Source organism: Blastococcus sp. SYSU DS0973 (assembly GCF_054051055.1).
This window is the reverse complement of record NZ_JBJHAN010000004.1, coordinates 110,940-129,112: the sequence shown is the minus strand read 5'-3', so window position 1 is coordinate 129,112 and position 18,173 is coordinate 110,940. Positions and strand designations below refer to the sequence as shown.

14 protein-coding genes are annotated in these 18,173 nt (G+C 73.0%); 5 read left to right on the top strand and 9 right to left on the bottom strand.

Annotated elements, in window-relative coordinates; translation table 11 throughout:
* Position 1: 1 nt before the first annotated feature.
* Positions 2–1,141 carry a C4-dicarboxylate TRAP transporter substrate-binding protein gene (locus ACI791_RS09195; RefSeq protein ID WP_456585777.1) on the bottom strand — a complete coding sequence of 380 codons (1,140 nt, stop codon included), beginning with the start codon at positions 1,139–1,141 and terminating at the stop codon, positions 2–4.
* Positions 1,142–1,359: 218 nt separating this feature from the next.
* Positions 1,360–2,811, bottom strand: coding sequence for an FAD-binding oxidoreductase (locus ACI791_RS09190; RefSeq protein WP_456585776.1), 1,452 nt, complete (start codon positions 2,809–2,811; stop codon positions 1,360–1,362).
* A gap of 294 nt (positions 2,812–3,105) precedes the next feature.
* On the opposite strand from ACI791_RS09190, the gene ACI791_RS09185 reads away from it, so the two are divergent.
* Both ACI791_RS09185 and ACI791_RS09180 read left to right on the top strand, forming a co-directional pair.
* Complete coding sequence (locus tag ACI791_RS09185; protein WP_347057770.1) at positions 3,106–3,609, top strand: MaoC family dehydratase; 504 nt, start codon at positions 3,106–3,108, stop codon at positions 3,607–3,609.
* Positions 3,606–4,403 carry an HpcH/HpaI aldolase/citrate lyase family protein gene (locus ACI791_RS09180; protein WP_456585775.1) on the top strand — a complete coding sequence of 266 codons (798 nt, stop codon included), beginning with the start codon at positions 3,606–3,608 and terminating at the stop codon, positions 4,401–4,403. Before ACI791_RS09185 ends, ACI791_RS09180 begins: the two co-directional genes overlap by 4 nt.
* Before the next feature lie 52 nt (positions 4,404–4,455).
* Here ACI791_RS09180 and ACI791_RS09175 read toward each other — a convergent pair whose 3' ends face one another.
* From ACI791_RS09175 to ACI791_RS09145, 7 genes are all read right to left on the bottom strand, one after another.
* The gene (locus ACI791_RS09175) at positions 4,456–5,604 is read right to left on the bottom strand and encodes an acyl-CoA dehydrogenase family protein (RefSeq protein ID WP_456585774.1); all 1,149 of its coding nucleotides are present in this window, start codon (positions 5,602–5,604) and stop codon (positions 4,456–4,458) included.
* A 3-nt stretch (positions 5,605–5,607) separates the two neighbouring features.
* Positions 5,608–9,297: an indolepyruvate ferredoxin oxidoreductase family protein gene (locus tag ACI791_RS09170; RefSeq protein ID WP_456585948.1), complete on the bottom strand. Its 3,690-nt coding sequence runs from the start codon at positions 9,295–9,297 to the stop codon at positions 5,608–5,610.
* Entirely contained in the window at positions 9,297–10,409 is a 1,113-nt protein-coding gene (locus tag ACI791_RS09165) for an NDMA-dependent alcohol dehydrogenase (RefSeq protein WP_347057773.1), read from the bottom strand. The genes ACI791_RS09170 and ACI791_RS09165 overlap by 1 nt, the downstream gene beginning before the upstream one ends.
* A 64-nt stretch (positions 10,410–10,473) precedes the next feature.
* The gene (locus tag ACI791_RS09160; protein WP_347057774.1) at positions 10,474–11,220 is read right to left on the bottom strand and encodes an SDR family oxidoreductase; all 747 of its coding nucleotides are present in this window, start codon (positions 11,218–11,220) and stop codon (positions 10,474–10,476) included.
* A gap of 9 nt (positions 11,221–11,229) precedes the next feature.
* On the bottom strand, positions 11,230–11,526 hold the full coding sequence (locus ACI791_RS09155; RefSeq protein ID WP_456585773.1) for a Dabb family protein: 297 nt from the start codon (positions 11,524–11,526) through the stop codon (positions 11,230–11,232).
* 284 nt (positions 11,527–11,810) lie between these two features.
* The gene (locus ACI791_RS09150) at positions 11,811–13,352 is read right to left on the bottom strand and encodes a fused MFS/spermidine synthase (RefSeq protein ID WP_456585772.1); all 1,542 of its coding nucleotides are present in this window, start codon (positions 13,350–13,352) and stop codon (positions 11,811–11,813) included.
* 1 nt (position 13,353) lies between these two features.
* A complete protein-coding gene (locus ACI791_RS09145) occupies positions 13,354–14,139 on the bottom strand; it encodes an SOS response-associated peptidase (RefSeq protein WP_456585771.1) in 786 nt (261 codons plus the stop codon).
* A 137-nt stretch (positions 14,140–14,276) separates the two neighbouring features.
* On the opposite strand from ACI791_RS09145, the gene ACI791_RS09140 reads away from it, so the two are divergent.
* From ACI791_RS09140 to rsgA, 3 genes are all read left to right on the top strand, one after another.
* Positions 14,277–15,740 carry an NAD-dependent succinate-semialdehyde dehydrogenase gene (locus ACI791_RS09140; RefSeq protein ID WP_456585770.1) on the top strand — a complete coding sequence of 488 codons (1,464 nt, stop codon included), beginning with the start codon at positions 14,277–14,279 and terminating at the stop codon, positions 15,738–15,740.
* Positions 15,741–15,865: 125 nt separating this feature from the next.
* Complete coding sequence (gene aroA, locus ACI791_RS09135) at positions 15,866–17,146, top strand: 3-phosphoshikimate 1-carboxyvinyltransferase (RefSeq protein ID WP_456585769.1); 1,281 nt, start codon at positions 15,866–15,868, stop codon at positions 17,144–17,146.
* 26 nt (positions 17,147–17,172) lie between these two features.
* Entirely contained in the window at positions 17,173–18,165 is a 993-nt protein-coding gene (gene rsgA, locus ACI791_RS09130; protein ID WP_456585768.1) for a ribosome small subunit-dependent GTPase A, read from the top strand.
* Positions 18,166–18,173: the final 8 nt, after the last annotated feature.

Below are 18,173 nucleotides of genomic sequence, written 5' to 3'. Positions count from 1 at the left end.
GTCAGTTCCCGTTCCGCTCTGCGCAGGCCACGAGGCCGGGCGTGTAGGAGGACTCGGCGGAGTACTGCTCCAGGGCGGCCTGGTAGTCCTCCAGGAACCCGTCCACCTCGTCCGCGGAGACGCCGGCGCTCGTGGCCTGCTCACGCCAGGCGTTCAGCACGCTGTCGCCGACCATGGTCTCGAACTCCTCGACGTCCGCCTCCGGGAACACGCCGGGCGTGCCACCGGCCTCCAGGAACGTGTCGCAGGTGTTCTGCTCCTCTTCGGCCAGCAGCGCGATGGCGTCGGTGACGTACTGGTCGATCTCTTCGGTCATGAGCTCACGGGTCTCCTCCGGGAGTCCGTCCCAGAGGCTCTTCGTGATGACCAGCGCGCCGAGGTTGTAGAGGCCGGTGCCCGGGTCCGTCATGTTGGGCGCGACCTCGTGGAGGCTGTTGGCCACCGCGACGTCGAACGGGTAGGAGGTGAACCCGTCGATGACCCCGCGCTCCACCGACTCGTAGATCTCCGGGGCCGAGAGGGCGACCGGGCTGGCGCCGGTCTGCTCGATCGCCTGACTGAGCAGGCCGACGGCGCGGATCTGCCGGCCCTGGAAGTCGTCGAGCCCGGACAGCGGCTCCGACGTCGCCACCATGGTCGGCGCCAGCGGCACGAAGCTGAGGACGTGGACGCCCTGGTTCTCGTACTCGGCGCGGAAGGCCTCGTTGTTCTCGTAGAGGTCGTTCATGGCCCGGACCTGCGCCTCGGCGTCGTCGGTCTGGAAGGGCACGCCCACGACCTGGGAGAGCGGCAACTCACCCGGGTAGTACAGGGCGATCATGAAGCCGAGGTCGGCCCGGCCCTGCGCGACGCCCTGCAGCGTGTCCGTCGCGGACAGCAGGGACTCCTGGTAGAACTCCTCGACCGTGATGTCGCCCTGCTCCTCGATCGAGTCGAAGTAGTTGGCGATCCCGGTGCTCAAGGACGAGTTGGGAGGCAGGTAGTTGGAGTACTGCCAGTCGAAGGACTGACCCTCGGCCCCAGCGCCACCCCCACCACCGCCGCTGCCGCCGGAGTCCCCGCCGCAGGCAGCCAGCGAGGCCGCCAGCACCGCCGCCGCGCCAACCGCAGCGGCCCGCTTCGTGCGTAGTGAGCTGTGCACGCCATCTCCTCGATCTCAGTGCTGAGAGGGCCAGCCCGATTCGGCGGCCCTGTGACCGAGACGACAACACATACGATATATGTGAGTCAAGTAACAGCTTGGTCACCGTGTCGAAAAGTCGCTCCGGGGAGCCCTTCCGGTCGGACCTGTTCCGATGGGGGCGCGCCGATCAGCGACCGGGCGCGCGGCGTCCCCGCTGTCCGGAGCGCACCGCGCGGTCACCGCGCCGGTGCGGTGAACACCTTGCCCGGGTTGAGGATGCCGTACGGGTCCAGCGCCGCCTTGACCGAGCGGTGCATGGCGAGCACGGCCTCCGGAATCTCGGCTACCAGGCCGTCACGCTTGAGCAGTCCGACTCCGTGCTCCCCGGTGACCGTGCCCCCCAGCTCCAGGGCGGCAGCGATGATGTCCTGGAACGCCAGCTGGGCGCGGTCGCGGGCGGCTTCGTCGCCCGGTGGGGTGATCAGCAACGGGTGCAGGTTGCCGTCCCCGGCGTGCGCGATGTTGGCGATGACGATGTCGTGCGACGCGCCGATCTGCTCGATGCGGGCGAGCATCGACGGGACCGCGGCCTTGGGCATGCACACGTCCTCGGTGAGCACCGGCCCGAGCCGCTCCAGCGCCGGGTAGGCCAGCCGGCGTGCGGCGAACAGCGCATCCGCCTCCTCTGCATCGGTGCTGACGGCCGCCCAGCTCGCGCCGGCGCGCTCGAACGCGGCCAGCATCTGCTCGGCCTCGGCGTCCCCGGCAGCCCCTGGGGTGTCGACCCGGCCCAGCAGCACGACCTCGGCGTCCTGCGACAGACCCATGTTCTTCCATGCGTCCACGGCAGCCAGGCAGTGCCGGTCCACCAGTTCGAGGGCCGACGGGGTGAGCCCGGCGGCAGCGACCGCTGTGACCGCCTCGCCGGCGGCGACCACCGAGTCGAAGTAGCCGGCCACCGTGCGCTCCGGATCGCGCAGCGGGCGCAGCCTCAGGGTCACCTCGGTGATGATGCCCAGCGTGCCCTCGCTCCCGACCATGAGGCCGGTGAGGTCGTACCCGGCCACTCCCTTGGCCGTGCGCCGACCCAGCCTGACCAGCTCGCCGGTGCCGGTGACAACCTGCACCCCCATCACGTAGTCCCTGGTGACGCCGTACTTGACGCAGCACACCCCACCGGCATTGGTCGCCACGTTGCCGCCGATGGTCGACCAGGGGGAGCTGGCCGGGTCCGGCGGGTACCAGAGACCGTGGCCGGCGACGTGCGTGCGCAAGTCGTCGTTGATCACCCCTGGCTGGACGACGGCGAACCGCTCCAGCTCGTCGACCTCCAGCACCGCATCCATCGCCTCCAACGAGACGACGACACAGCCGGCGGTGGCGTTCGCCCCGCCGGACAAGCCGGTACCGGCACCCCGCGGGACGACGGGGGTGCGGTGCTCGATGCAGGCGCGGACGACCGCCTGCACCTCTTCGGCGGTGCGCGGCCGGACCGCGGCGGCGGGCAGCACGTTCTCGGCCCACTCGGCCTCGTCGTGGGCGTAGGCGGCCAGCACGTCGGGGTCGGTGACCAGCCGGTCGGCCGGTAGCACCGCCGCCAGGGCCGCGACCAGGTCGGCGGCCCCGCCGGCGGCTCCCGCCGACGGGGGCTCGGGGGCGTCGCGGTTGGTGGGGGGTGGCGTCGTCACACCGGAACGGTAGGTGTGGCACCTGACACACTCGACGGAGGGTGGGTCCGACCGCCCAGGATCCCGACCAGGTGCTCCACGCGCCCGTCGGCAGCCCTCCGTTTCGCTGCGGCCGGTGCCACATGGTCACGCACCACCGGCCGGTCCGCCGGTTCCGCGGGCCCTCGCGCCGGACCCGCTCCGGTCAGGGTCGGCACCCGCAATCCCTATATGTCATGCGATCCTGGGCCGGTGATCCGTGCCGGAGCGGTCACGCGAAGTCGGCGCTACACCGGCGGAAGGTGTGCCGTGGCGATGAAGCCGGGTTGGAACGGGCGGTTCTACGAGGACTTCGAGGTCGGTGACGTCTACGAGCACCCGCTCGGACGCACGATCACCGCGACCGACAACTCCTGGTTCACACTGCTGACGCAAAACACCGCTCACCCCCACTTCGACCACCACTACGCCGCACAGACCGAGTTCGGCCGGCCGATCGTCAACTCCTGCCTGACCCTCGCCCTCGTCACGGGCCAGTCGGTGACCGACGTGTCCCAGAACGTCTTCGCCAACCTCGGGTGGGACGAGGTGCGGATGCCGCATCCGCTGTTCGAAGGCGACACCGTCTACTCGCGCTCCGAGGTCCTGGCACTGCGCCCGTCGCAGTCCCGGCAGAGCACCGGGCTGGTCACCGTGCGGACCACGGGCTACACCCAGGAGGGGACCGTCGTGATCACCTTCACCCGCACCCTGCTGGTCTACCGGCGGGGTTACGGTCCCACCTCGGCGCGGCCCTCGATCGGCACGGACGCGCGTTGACCGCTCCCCTGGCCGGCTCCCGCGCCTTCCTCTTCGTCCCCGGCGACCGCCCGGAACGCTTCGACAAGGCCGCCGGCTCGGGTGCGGTGCCGATCCTCGACCTGGAGGACGCCGTCGCTGCCGGACGCCGCGCCGCCGCCCGGCAGCACGTCCGCCGGTGGCTCGACGACGGCGGCAGGGCGATCGTCCGGGTGCAGGCGGCCGGCGCCCCGGGCCACGAGGACGACATCGCCACGCTGGTGGGCGCCCGTGGCCTCCTCGGCGTCATGCTGGCCCGGGCCGAGGAGCCCAGCCACGTCGCGGCGGTGGGCTCGGCCACCGGCCGGCCGGTGATCGCGCTCGTCGAGACCGCCGCCGGGATCGCCGCCGCCCGCGACGTCGCCCGCGCGTCCGCGCGCCTTGCCCTGGGCGACCAGGACCTGGCGCTCGACCTGGGCGTCACGCCGCGCTCACCGCTGGTGCGCCTGCTCGCGGCCGAACTCGTCCTGGCCTCACGGCTGGCCGGTCTGCCGGCACCCCTCGACGGCGTGACGACCGAGCTGCAGGACGCGGACGTCCTGGCCGCTGACGCCCGCGGGGCCCGCGAGAGCGGCTTCGGCGGGAAGCTGTGCATCCACCCGCGTCAGGTCGACGTCGTCGCCCGGGCGTGGCGACCGTCCCCCGAGGAGCTCGACTGGGCCCGGGCCGTGGTCTCCGCCCACGTCGACGGTGGCGTCGGCGCCGTCGCGGGCGCCATGGTGGACCGACCCCTGGTCGAGCGTGCCCGGGCACTCCTGGCCGACGCGGAGCGCTGACCGCCCGGCTCAGGCCGGGAGGCCATCGCCTCTCGGCCTGGGCCGGGCGGGTTCAGCCGCGGCCCAGGCCCAGAACGTGCCCGGCGACGTGCTGGAGGATCAGGTTGTTGGACACGGGGGCCACCAGGTAGAGCCTCGACTCGCGGAACTTGCGCTCGACGTCGTACTCGGCCGCCATGCCGTAGCCACCCAGGGTGGTCATCGCGGCGTTGCCAGCGGCCCATGCCGCCTCGGATGCCAGTAGCTTCGCGACGTTGGCGTCCGTGCCGCCCGTCTCGCCCCCGTCGAACAGCTCGGCTGCCCGGTCGCGCACCAGCGACGCCGCCCGCATGTCCGCCCAGGCCCGTGCCAGGGGGAACGAGACGCCCTGGTTGTCGCCGATCGGCTTGCCGAACACGACCCGGTCACGGGCATACGCCGACGCCGTGTCGAGGAACCAGCGGGCATCGCCGATGCTCTCGCTGGCCAGCAGGATGCGCTCGGCGTTCATGCCGCTCAGGACGTGCCGGAAGCCCTGGCCCTCCTCCCCGACGAGCGCGTCGGCGGGTAGCTCGAGGTCGTCGATGAACACGGCGTTGGTCTCGTGGTTCACCATCGTGTCGATGGGCTCGGCGCGGACCGACGACCCGGCCTCGCGCAGGTCCACCAGGAAGAGGCTGAGCCCGTCGGTGCGCTTGGCAACCTCCTCGCGGGGGGTGGTGCGGGCCAGCAGCAGCATGAGGTCGCTGTGCTGCACGCGGGAGATCCACATCTTCCGGCCGTTGACCACGTACCCCTCAGGCGTCCGCCGGGCGAAGGTCGTGATCCGCGTGGTGTCCGAGCCCGCGTCGGGCTCGGTGATGGCGAACGCCTGCAACCGGAGCTTGCCCGCCGCGATGTCGGGCAAGTAGGTGCGCTTCTGCGCCTCTGAACCGTGCCGCAGCACCGCGCCCATGGTGTACATCTGCGCGTGGCACGCCGAGGTGCTCGCCCCGGTGCTGTTGATCTCCTCCATGATCACCGAGGCCTCGACCAGGCCGAGCCCCCCTCCCCCGTACTCCTCGGGGATGAGCACCGAGAGCCAGCCGGCCTCGGTGAGCGCGCGCACGAACTCCTCCGGGTACTCGCGGGCGGCATCGCACCGGCGCCAGTACTCCGCCGGGAAGGACGAGGCCAGGTCGCGGACGCCCGCGCGGAGGTCCTGCAGATCCGTCTCGGGCATGGGTCAGCTCCTCGTGGTGGTGGTGAGCGGGGTCGCCGTTCCGGCGAACCGCTGCAGCGCTTCGCGCTGGCGCTCGCGGTACCGGGCGACGTTGTCCAACTTGATCTCCTCGTAGCCGCGCACCATGTCGGGGAGCGCAGCCAGCTCCACGGCGACGCCGTGGTTGGCCGGCGCGAGCTCCTCGAGGAGGCGGTGCACCAGCTCCCGGTACTCCTGGATGAGCGCCCGCTCGGTCCGGCGGACGTGGCTGTGGCCGAACGGGTCGAGCACGCTGCCACGGAGCCGTCGCATGCCGTAGAGCGTGCGCAGGACCGGCCGGGCGGCACGGGCGTCGATCGCGATCTTGTCCTTGCGACCCAGGTAGCGCAGCACCGGCGGGTGCAGGCGGTAGCTGTACCGGGCCCCGCGGCCGAAGCGGGACTCGACGTCGGCCTCGACGGCCGGATCGATCGAGAGCCGGGCGACCTCGTACTCGTCCTTGTAGGACATCAGCTTGTACAGCCCCAGCGCGACCGCCTCGGCCAGCTCGCCGCTGCCGGGGACCACCTCCGCCTCCACCGCGCGCACCTGCTCGACGAGCCCGGCGTAGTCCTGCGCCCAGGCCAGGTCCTGGTAGCCGACGAGGTCGGGCACGCGGACGCTGACGCAGCGGGCGAGCTCCGAACCGGCCGGCGCCCGCACCGACGCGATCACGTCGGCGACCTCGGGCGCCGGCGGCGCCGGTTCCACCGCCGGCGGAAAGAGGTCCGCCACGGCCGCCGCGAGCCCGGCGGGGTCGGCCACCGCCTGCCGCCCACGACGGAATGCCTGGATGTTGACCTCCACCGCGGCACCGTTGACGGCGATGGCCTCCTCGATCGCGGAGGCCGGCACCGGCAGCGCACCGGACTGGTAGGCGGCGCCCAGGAGCAGGACGTTGGCCGACTGGTCACCACCGAAGAGCTGCTGGGTCAGCTGGTGCGCGTCCAGGAACACCGCGTCGCCGATCCGGGTAGCCGTCCGGATCCGGTCCGCCAGCTGCTCCGGCGGCGGGAAGGTCACCCCGGGATCGGTCACCATCGCGCCGGTGGCCACCTGCGCGGTCGACACGACGGCGACCGTCTGCGCCGGATCGGCCACCGCGAGGTTCTTCGGCTCCGCCGCAACCAGGATGTCGCAGCCGAGCAGGAGGTCGCACTCCTCCCCTGCGACCCGCGCGGCCTGGACGACGGGACCCCGGGTGAACTTCAGGTCCGAGACGACCGCGCCGCCCTTCTGCGCCATGCCCGTCTGGTCCATGCCGCGCACGTGGAACCCGCCCAGCTGGGCCGCCGTGGCCAGGATCTGGGCGACGGTGACCACACCCGTCCCGCCGATGCCGACGATCCGGAGGGCGAAGTCGTCGGTCGCTACCCGGGGCGCGGGGACGGGCAGGAGCGCGGCGTCCAGCTCGGCCGCGGTCGGCCTGGGGGTCCGCTCCCCAGGCACGACGCTGAGGAAGGACGGGCAGTCGCCGGCCAGGCAGGTGTAGTCCTTGTTGCAGGAGGCCTGGTGGATCTGCGTCTTGCGGCCGAACTCGGTGTCGACCGGGACAACCGAGAGGCAGTTGGACTTCTGCCCGCAGTCACCGCAGCCTTCGCAGACCCGCTCGTTGATCAGCACCCGGGTGGCCGGCTCCGGGAGCAGGCCACGCTTGCGCCGGCGCCGCTTCTCCGTGGCGCACTCCTGGTCGTGCACGAGCACGGTCACCCCGGGCACGCGCGCCAGCTCCTCCTGCGCCTCGACCAGCCGGTCGCGGTGCCACACCTGCGTCTTGCCGGGCAGCCGGACACGCCGGTACTTCTCCGGCTGGTCGGTCGTGACGATGATCCGGGAGACACCCTCGGCGGTCAGCATCGCCGCCAGCGCCGGGACGGTCATCCCGCCTTGGGCGCTCTGCCCGCCGGTCATCGCGACCGCCGAGTTGTACAGCAGCTTGTAGGTCATGTTCACCCCGGAGGCAACGGCCGCGCGCAGGGCCAGGCTGCCGGAGTGGTGGAACGTGCCGTCCCCGATGTTCTGCACCATGTGCGGCACGTCGATGAAGGGGGCCATGCCGATCCACTGGCTGCCCTCGCCGCCCATCTGCATGAGCACGCTCACGTCGCCCACCGTCTCGGGCTGCATCAACACCGCCAGCGAGCTGCAACCGGTGCCGGTGCCGATGAGGGTCCCCTCCGGGGTGGCCATCGAGGTGCTGTGCGGGCAACCGGAGCAGTAGTACGGCGTCCGACTGAGCAGTGGCAGCAGCGCGGGCCGGCGGTCCTCGCGGACGGCCCGCGCCGTGCGTGCCTCCGACCACGCCTCCACCGTCGGCATGCCGCCGAGGGCCAGCATCCGCCGCGAGAGGACGCCGGCCAGCAGGTCGGGCTCCAGCTCGCCGGACGCCGGCACGAGCGTGCGCCCGTCGGGCCCGGTCTTGCCGTGAACGACCGGCGCCCCGGTGCGCCCGTAGAGGATCTGCTTGATCGCCGCCTCGACGAAGGACCGCTTCTCCTCGACGACGACGATCTCCCGCAGCCCCTGGGCGAAGGAGCGGATGATGCCCGGTTCCACCGGGGTGACCATGCCGAGTTTGAGCAGGCGCACGCCCCGGCGGCGGCACTCGGCCTCGTCCAGTCCGAGCGAGGCCAGCGCCTGGCAGACGTCCAGGTAGGTCTTCCCCGCGGCCACGATGCCGATGCGGTCGTCGGGCCCCGACCGGGTGAGGCGGTCCAGCCCGTTGGCCGCCGCGTACCGCTGTGCGATCAGGGGGCGCTCGTGGTACAGCGTCGCCTCCAGCTCGCCCGACGTCGGCTGCAGCAGCATGCCGCGGACCTGGTGCCGGAACGCGCGACCGTCCACGGTCATGTCCGGCTGCACCGGCACGATCCGATCCGGGTGGACCTCCACGGTGCCCGAGCCGTCCGCGACGTCGGTGACGACCTTGACGCCGACCCAGAGCCCGGAGGCCCTGGACAGCGCGATGCCGTGCAGGCCCATGTCGAGGGCGTCCTGCGCGTCACCCGGGTAGAGGACCGGCATCCCGACGGCCGCCATGGTGGCCTCGGAGGCGTTGGGCATGGTCGAGGACTTGGCCGATGGGTCGTCGCCGACGAGCGCGAGCACGCCGCCCTCCGGGGCGGCCCCGGCCATGTTGCCGTGCCGCAGGGCGTCCACGGCACGGTCGACACCGGGCGCCTTGCCGTACCAGATGCCGGTCACGCCGTCGTAACGCAGTTCCTTGCGGGTCTGGGCCAGCTGGCTGCCGGCCACCGCCGTGGCGGCCAGCTCCTCGTTGACCCCGGGACGGAAGACGATGTCGTGCTCGTCGAGCAGGTCCCCCCGGCGTCCCAGTTCCATGTCGTAGCCACCCAGCGGGGAGCCGGGATAGCCCGATATGAAACCGGCGGTGCGCAGTCCGCGGCGCCGGTCGGCCCGGACCTGGTCGAGAGCGACGCGGACCAGCGCCTGGATGCCGGTGACGTGGAGGAGGCCCTCGGACTGCCGGTATCGGTCCTCGACCTGGACGACGGTGTTCATCTCGCTCCTCGGGACGGGAGTCCGGCGGTTGGGCGGGGTTCGGTGCGTTCGGGATCGCTGTCCGCCGCGCCCGGGCCGGGAGGACCGGCCCGGAGGCGGCTGGACGAGCGACCCCGGTGGCGGGGGCGGACGAGGACGCGCGCCCCCGGGAATCAGCCGTGGACCAGTAGGCCGCGGATCGTCTCGCCGGCCGCCTGGTCGGCGTACCCCTGGCGCAGGTTCTCGAGCGAGTAGCGCCGGGTGATGAGGGAGTCGAGCTCCAGGGTTCCCTCCTGGTGCATGCGCAGCAGCGCGGGGATGTCCCGGAAGGGGTTGCAGCCACCGAACAGCGAGCCCTGGATCCGCTGCTCGAAGACGGTGATCGGGTTGCCGAGCAACGACAGGGTCGTCTCCGTCGCGATGCCGGCGAGGGCGGTGAGGACCAGGGTCCCGCCCTTGCCGACGCAGCGCACCGCACCCTTGGTCGTCTCGGCGTCCAGCACGCCGGTGGTCAGCACGACGACGTCGGCCCCCACCCCGTGGGAGAGCTGGTGGGCCAGGTCGGCGCCCGCGCGGGTGTCCTCGGCCGTGTGGGTCGCCCCCACGGTCATCGCGAACTCGCGCTTGAACGGCACGGGGTCCACGGCGATGACGTGCTGCGCCCCGGCGTGCGCCGCTCCCTGCACCGCGTTCACCCCGACGCCACCGGAACCGACCACGACCACCGTGTCGCCCGGCTTGACCCCACCCGCGTACACGGCGGACCCCCAGCCCGTCGGCACGCTGCAGGACAGCAGCGCCGCGGTGTCCATGGGCACCCACGGCTCGATGCGCACGCACGAGTACTCGCTCAGCAGCGTGTGGCGGGCGAAGGCGCCCACCATGCAGTAGCCCCCGAGGGCCTCGCCGTCCAGCGTGAACGGCCACGTGCCGGTGGGCAGCTGACCGGTGGCGATCGTCGCGCCGACGTCGCAGAGGTTGGACCGCCCGGCTGCGCACCACCGGCAGTGGCCGCACGCCGGGAGGAAACTCGTGATCACGTGGTCACCTGGCTGCACCCGGGTGACGCCTGCACCCACGGCCAGCACCGTCCCGGAGCCCTCATGGCCACCGACGATCGGGTACCGGCCGCCGGCGTTGGCCTGGCGGAGGTGCTCGTCGGAGTGGCAGAGACCGGCGAAGGCCATCTCGACCAGCACCTCACCCGGACCCGGATCGCCGACCTCGAGCTCGACGACTTCGTAGTCCATGCCTGCATCGCGCAGCACGGCACCATGAGTTTTCACGCGCGCTTCTCCTCTGGTCGATCGGGTCGGGTGCTGCCCTCGGCGCCGCGCGCCGGGCGCACCGTCACTGCAGGCCCTGGTTCATGCCGCCGTCCAGGGGAACCGCCGAACCGGTGATGTACCGGGCGCTGTCCGAGCAGAGGAAGGCGACCGTGGCGCCGAAGTCCTCCGGCCGGCCGAGCTCGCGGGCCGGGATCTTCGCCACCTCGTCGGTGATGCGCTCGCCCCACACAGCGCGCAGCCGCGCGGTGTCGTGCAGACCCGGCTGGACGGAGTTGACCGTCACCCCGTCGGCGGCGACCTCGCGCGCCAGGGTCTTGAGGAAACCGGTCAGGCCGGCACGGGCGGTGTTGGACAGGATCAGGTTCGGTACCGGCTGCCGCACCGCGATCGACGTGATCGCGACCACGCGGCCCCACCTCTGCTCGCGCATCCGGGGTACGGCGGCCAGGCACATGCGGACCGTGGAGAGCAGGCTCAGCTCGAGCGCCGGCGCGTACTGGTTGACCCCGATTTCGGCGAAGGTCCCCGCCGGCGGACCAGGGGCGTTGGGCACCAGGATGTCGACCCCGCCCATGGTCTTCTGGGCGAGCTCGACGAACCGCTCACCCTCGTCGGGGTCGGCCAGGTCCGCGACGACCCAGGAGGCACCGGCGCCCAGACGCCGCGCCGCATCCTCGGCGCGACCGGCGTCGGAGCCGCAGATGGTGACCTGCGCTCCCTCGGCGAGCAGGGCCGCCGCCGTGGCATAGCCGAGCCCGCCGGTGGCCGCCGCGACCGCCGCGCGTCGCCCCTTCAGTCCTAGATCCACGCCGACCTCCTAGACCTCGTGTTGCACGGCGGTACGCCGGCGGAGGATGGGACGGACGTGCTCCCGAAGGAGGGCCTGGTGCGCCTCGTCCACAGCGTAGGCGGCATAGGTCTCGCGGTCTGGCAGGTCCATGACCACGACGACGTCCGCGTTGCCCTCCGCCAGACCGGCATCGACGCCGACGGTGAGCCGCCCGAAGGCGGTCGCCGGTCCGGCGGCCCACTTTTCGAGCGCCGTGACAGCGGCCGCCCGCTGCCGGGCCGTGGACTCCTCGGTCCACTCGAACACCGCGACGTGCCGGAACACCCGGGGCCCCCTTCTTGCCGTGCCAGACGTGCGCCATGACACCCGGCGCACACGGAAGCTAGCATATTTTGTGTACGATCTTGCTGGTATCGCGGCCCCGCGTCCCCGGGCCACCAACCGAGACGACTCCCAACCGGTACGGCTGCCACCCGCGAGCGGAGTACGCCCCCTGCGCGCCCAAGCGGTCGCGATCTGCGGCGATCCGAACCCCTGGCGCGGTTCTTCGCGTCCGGGAAAGCGCGGTCAACAGCGGCCGGTCGCTGGTCGCATCCGCGCGCGTCCGCTCAGCCGTACGGATTGAGCAATTGGTCGACCGGCGCGAAGTCGTCGGTGAGCACCTCGGCCCCATCCACGAACCGGTCCAGCTCCGCGCCCTCGGCGACCTGCCAGGCGAGGTCCCGGTCGGTCAGCGCGGCGGCGATCGCGCCGGCCGGCAGGGGCTGCTGGGACGCGACGGCGATCACGTTGCCGCCGTCCTCCCCCGAGAGCACGGGAGCGCGGGCGAGCAGCAGCACGTGGGCGAACACCGAGCGCATGGTGGCCAGCTCGGCGCGGACGAACGACAGCGGCGGGTGGTCGATGAGGTTCACCGCGTACACACCGTCGTCGGCGAGCGCGCGATCGATCAGCTCCAGCGCCTCGCGGGTGGTGAGCTGCCAGGGCACCGACAGCCCGCCGAAGGCGTCGCCGACGACGAGGTCGCGCTGCCCCGCCGGTTCCTCGGTCAGACCGACCCGGCCGTCGGCCACCCGCACCCGCAGGTCGGCGGAGGTCTCGAGCCCCAGCTGCTCGCGGTCCATGGCGACGACGCCGGGGTCGACCTCCACCACGAGGCTCTCCGTGCCCGGGCGCACCTCGGCGAGGTAGCGCGGCAGCGTCAGCCCACCGCCGCCGAGGTGCAGCGCCGAGATGGGCTCTCCGGCGGGGAGGGCCGCGTCGGTCACCGCGGCGATCGCCCGCACGTACTCGAACTCCAGGTGGGTGGGGTCCTCGAGGTCGACGTAGGAGTGCCGCAGCGTGTCCAGCAGCAGCACCCGGCCGGAGCTCCGCTCGGGATCGGCGACCACGCGCGCGCAGTGGTAGGCGGTCTCCTCCTCGCAAGGGGTGGGCGCGACGGCGGCCAGCCCGCTGCCCACCACCGCCAGCACCAGCAGCCCCGTGGGCACCGGTCGGGCGCCCGGCCCGCGCCGGAGGAGCAGGGCCACCGCCAGGCCGGTGAGGACGGTGACCGCGCCGGTGGCGACCAGGATGACGCTGCTGGGCAGCACCGCCACCAGGACGAAGCCGGTGGCGAACGTCGCCGCGATGCCGCCGATCGTGCCGATGCCGGAGAGGCGACCGACCACGGCGCCGGTCTCGTCGAGGCTGGCCAGCTGCAGCTTCACCACCATCGGCGGCACCGCCGACAGCAGCGCCGCCGGCACCACGACCGCCACCGCGGCGAGCAGCAGCACGCCCCCGGCGTCCGCGCCGGTGAGGAGGTCGCCGGTGAACCGGACCAGCGGCAGCACGGCGACGATCAGCGCACCGCCCGCCACCAGCAGCGGCGCCAGCAGGCGTCGGGGATCGGTGCGGTCCGCCGCCGCGCCACCGAACCAGGCCCCGGCCGCGATCGCCGCCAGCGCGAAACCGATCACGGCGGTGCTCGTCTGCACGGTGACGCCGACGTAGGGCGCGATGAGCCGGAGACCGACGATCTCGAGCACCAGCACCGCGCCGGAGCTGAGGAAGGTCAGCCCCGCCGCGATCCAGGGCGGCAGCGCGCCGCCCGGGGGCGGCGCCATCGGGGGTGCGGCGGCGCCGGCGGCCACCTCGTCCGCGGCCACGTCAGAACAGCGCGGGCTGGTCGTCGCTGCTCCGCACGGGAACCGGAAGGGCACCCGGAGGGGCGGGCGCCTGGACGGAGTCCGCCCGCGCCAGCAGCTGGGGCCCGTTGTTGCGCACGTTGTTCACGGCCACCCCGACCGGCCGCAGCTCCAGACCGGCGACCACCTCCGGCGGTGTCGGCCGGGCCAGCTCCTCGACGTCCTCGCGGGCCGGGTCGAGCCAGTCGGCCCAGCGGTCGCGCGGCAGCACCAACGGCATCCGGTCGTGGATCTCGGTCAGGGCCCCGGTGGCCGGGGCGGTGACCACGGTGCAGGAGTAGAGCCGGTCCTCACCTCTCCCCCACACCTCCCACAGGCCGGCCAGGGCGAGCACCGAGCCGTCCTCCGGGGTGATGAAGTAGGGCTGCTTCGCCGGGGAGTCCAGCCGCTTGGCCCACTCGTACCAGCCGTCGGCCGGCACCAGGCAGCGCCGCGACCGGGCCGCGATGCGGAAGGCCGGCTTCTCGATCAGCGACTCGACCCGCGCGTTGAGCATGCGGTTGCCGACCGAGGCGTCCTTCGCCCAGGAGGGGACCAGCCCCCAGCGGACGGCGCGGACCTCCCGGTGGCCGCCGCCCGTGGGCCGGCCCTCGGCGTCGCGCTCCTTGGCGTGCCGCACGACGTAGACGTCCTTGGTCGGGGCGACGTTGTAGTCGGCGGGCAGCGCCGGCTGTCCGCCGGCCGGCACCGCCTCGAACTCGATCGCGAGGTCATCGGGGCTGCGGCTGGCGGCGTAGCGACCGCACACGGGTGCCTCCTCGGGGACGGGCGGGACTGACGGTTCGCACTGTAGGTGCGTGCGCCGACGCGGAACCCGTGCGTGTCCGCTGCCGGAACGGGTAGGCCCCCCTGTCGAAACAGCCGACGAGAGACGAGGATTACCGCGTGACCGTGACTCAGAAGCCACCGACCGAGCACCCGAAGACCGCCAGCGACGCCGCGGCCCGCCCGTACGCGACGGTCAACCCCTACACCGGGGAGACCGAGCAGGAATTCCCCTTCCTCGACACGGGGGAGATCGACGGCATCCTCGAACGTGCACACGTCGCGTACCAGGAGTGGCGAGGCCGTCCTGTGGAGGAGCGCACCGCGATCGTGGCGCGCGCCGCCGAGCTGCTGGGCGAGCGACTCGACGAGTACGCCAGCCTGATCACCCGGGAGATGGGCAAGCGCCACGCGGAGGCCGTCGGCGAGCTCAAGCTCTGCTCGATGATCCTGACGTACTACGCCGACAAGGGTGCCGACTTCCTCCAGCCGACGAGGATCGACCCGATGTTCGGCAAGGGCGAAGCCGTCGTCGAGACGCAGCCCGTCGGTGTCCTGTTCGCCATCGAGCCCTGGAACTACCCCTTCTACCAGGTGGTCCGGGTGGCGGCGCCCAACCTGGTGCTGGGCAACAGCATCGTCCTGAAGCACTCCGAGAACGTGCCGCAGTGCGCCCAGGCCATCGAGCGCCTCTTCACCGACGCCGGCGCGCCCGAAGGCCTGTTCACCAACGTCTTCCTCCGCATCAGCGACGTCGAGCAGGTCATCGCCGACCGGCGGGTGCAGGGCGTCACCCTGACCGGCAGCGAGCGGGCCGGCAGCTCCGTGGGCGCCCTGGCCGGCAAGCACCTCAAGAAGTCGGTGCTCGAGCTGGGGGGGAGCGACCCGTTCATCGTGCTCGACGCCGATGACATGGCCGCCACCGTCAAGGCCGCGACCGCCGGCCGCATGCAGAACACCGGCCAAGCGTGCACGGCATCGAAGCGACTGATCGTCACCGAGGAGCTCTTCGAGCCCTTCGTTGAGGGCCTCAAGCAGGCGTTCTCCACCTTCGCACCCGGCGACCCGGCCGATCCCGAGACGTCACTGGCCCCGCTGTCCAGCGAGCGCGCGGCGCAGGACCTGCACGCCCAGATCCAGGACGCGATCGACAAGGGCGCCACGGTGGTCTCCGGAGGCGGACGCCCGCAGCACCCCGGCGCGTTCGTCGAGCCCACCATCCTGACCGACGTCACGCCGGAGATGCGCGCGTACTCCGAGGAGCTCTTCGGTCCGGCGGCCGTCGTCTACAAGGTCGGGAACGCCGACGAGGCCGTGGAACTGGCCAACAGCAGCGACTTCGGCCTGGGCGCGACCGTGATGAGCAGCGACCTCGAGCGTGCCCGCGCCGTCGCCGAGCGGCTCGAGGCGGGCATGGTGTGGATCAACCAGCCCACCGCGTCCTTCCCCGACCTGCCCTTCGGCGGCATCAAGCGCTCCGGCTACGGCCGTGAGCTGTCCGAGCTCGCGATGTTCGAGTTCGCCAACCGGCGGCTGGTGCGCACCGTGCCGATCAAGAAGGCCGCGAAGCCGCAGGCTGGCTGATCGGGTGCGCGGGAGGCGCGGCGCGGGCCAACGGGCAGACTGAGCGGGTGAGCGAGCTTGCAAGCTCACCCGAACGCTGGGCACAGCGCTGTCACGTGACCGACGAGCGCTGGCGAGGAGGTCACGTGACAGACGTCTGGTCCGCGCCGCACCACCCGGCTCCCGTCGACGCCGTCGCCGCCCTGCCCGGGTCCAAGTCCCTGACCGCCCGGGCACTGGTGCTGGCGGCGCTGGCGGACGGCCCGAGCCGGCTGGTCCGGCCCCTGCGGGCGCGCGACACCGATCTCATGGCCGGGGCGCTCCGCGCCCTCGGGGTGCGGATCGACGACGACGGCGAGGACGCCGTCGTCACCCCCGGCCCGCTGCGCGGGCCGGCCGCCGTCGATGCCGGGCTGGCCGGCACGATCCTGCGCTTCCTGCCGCCGGTGGCGGCGCTGGCCGACGGGCCGGTGCGGCTCGATGGCGACCCCCGGCTGCACGAGCGGCCCAACGCGGGGCTCATCGCCGCGCTGCGGGCCCTCGGTGTCGAGGTGGACGACGCCGGCCGCGGGCGGGCGCCGTTCACCGTGCACGGCACCGGCCGGGTGCGCGGCGGCGCGGTGACCGTCGACGCGAGCGAGTCGTCGCAGATCGTCTCGGGACTGCTGCTGGCCGCCGCCCGCTTCGACGACGGGCTGGACCTGGCGCTGGCCGGTGGCGTCCCGTCCCTCCCGCACGTGGACATGACCGTCACGACCCTGCGGGAGCACGGGGTGGCGGTGGCCGCGACCGACCGGGGGTGGCGGGTCTCCCCCGGCCCCATCGGCGCCGTCGACCGCGTGGTGGAGCCCGACCTGTCCAACGCCGCCCCGTTCCTCGCCGCGGCGCTGGTGACCGGCGGAACGGTGACCGTGCGGGACTGGCCGGAGGTCACCACGCAGCCGGGCGCCCAGCTGGACCGGCTGCTGCCGGAGATGGGCGCCGACGTCTCCCGCACGCCCGACGGCGGACTGCGGGTCTCCGGCGGCAGCACCCTGCAACCGCTCGTCGCCGACCTCGGCGAGGTCGGCGAGCTGACGCCGGTGCTGGCCGCGCTGTGCGCGCTGGCCGACGGCACCTCCCGGCTGACCGGTATCGCGCACCTCCGCGGGCACGAGACCGACCGGCTGCAGGCCCTCGACGAGGTGCTCACGGCAGTCGGGGCCCGCGTCCGCCAGCTCCCCGACGGACTGGAGATCGAGCCGGGCCCCCGGCGCCCGGCCGTGCTGGGCTCCTACGCCGACCACCGCATGGTGATGGCCGCCGCGGTTCTCGGGCTCGCGATCGACGGCGTGCGGGTGGCCGATCCCGGGGCGGTCACCAAGACGCTTCCCGACTTCCGGGAGCGGTGGGCGGGCCTCCTCGGAGAGCGAGGGGGCGCGCGCTGAGCGGCAACCAGCGAGGGTCCCGGCGCATGGACGAGGACGACGTCCGGGTCCGGCCGAGCCGCCGCGGCTCACGGCCCCGCACGCGGACCCGCCCCACGCACGCCGACGCCGTCCCCGGGCTGGTGATCGCCGTCGACCGCGGGCGGATGACCGTCCGCGTCGAGGGGCCCGACGGCGGGCCGGTCGACGTGACCGCGATGCGGGCGCGGGAGCTGGGCCGACACGGCGTCGTCGTCGGCGACCGGGTGCGGCTCGTGGGCGACACCAGCGGCCGTACGGACACCCTCGCCCGGATCGTGGTCATCGAGGAGCGCGCGACGTCGCTGCGCCGCACCGCCGACGACACCGACCCCACCGAGCGGGTCGTCGTCGCCAACGCCGACCTGCTCGTCATCGTCACCGCCGTGACCGACCCCGAGCCCGCGCTGGGCTTCCTCGACCGGTGCCTGGTCGCCGCCTACGCCGGCGGGCTCGAGCCGTTGCTGTGCCTCACCAAGACCGATCTCGCGTCGGCGCAGCCGCTGCTGGACCGCTACGCCGGGCTGAGCCTGGACGCGGTGCCGATGTCCCGCGAGCTCCCGCTCGAGGACCTGGTCGGCCGGCTCCGCGACCGGATGAGCGTCTTCGTCGGCCAGTCCGGCGTCGGCAAGTCGACGCTGGTCAACCGGCTGGTGCCCGATGCCCTCCGGGCGACCGGCGACGTCAGCAAGATCGGCAAGGGCCGGCACACGTCGTCGTCGGCCGTGCTGTTCGACCTCCCCGGCGGCGGCACGGTCATCGACACCCCCGGCATCCGCTCGTTCGGCCTCGCCCACGTCACCGCCGACGACGTCCTCTCCGCCTTCGAGGACATCGCCGAGGCCGCCACCGACTGCCCGCCCGGCTGCGGGCACACCGCCGACGACCCCGACTGCGCCCTCGACGCCTGGGCGGCTGCCGGCCCGCCGCGCCGGCAGCAGCAGCTCAGCGCCCTGCGGGTCCTGCTCGGCGCGGTCGGCCAGGTCGGTCCCGGCTACTAGAAGGACGC

Excerpts from the sequence above, each read along its gene's own strand:
- ACI791_RS09185 (WP_347057770.1), top strand. The coding sequence starts at position 3,106 with ATGAAGCCGGGTTGGAACGGGCGGTTCTACGAGGACTTCGAGGTCGGT.
- ACI791_RS09175 (WP_456585774.1), bottom strand. The coding sequence starts at position 5,604 with ATGCCCGAGACGGATCTGCAGGACCTCCGCGCGGGCGTCCGCGACCTG.
- rsgA (WP_456585768.1), top strand. The coding sequence starts at position 17,173 with ATGGACGAGGACGACGTCCGGGTCCGGCCGAGCCGCCGCGGCTCACGG.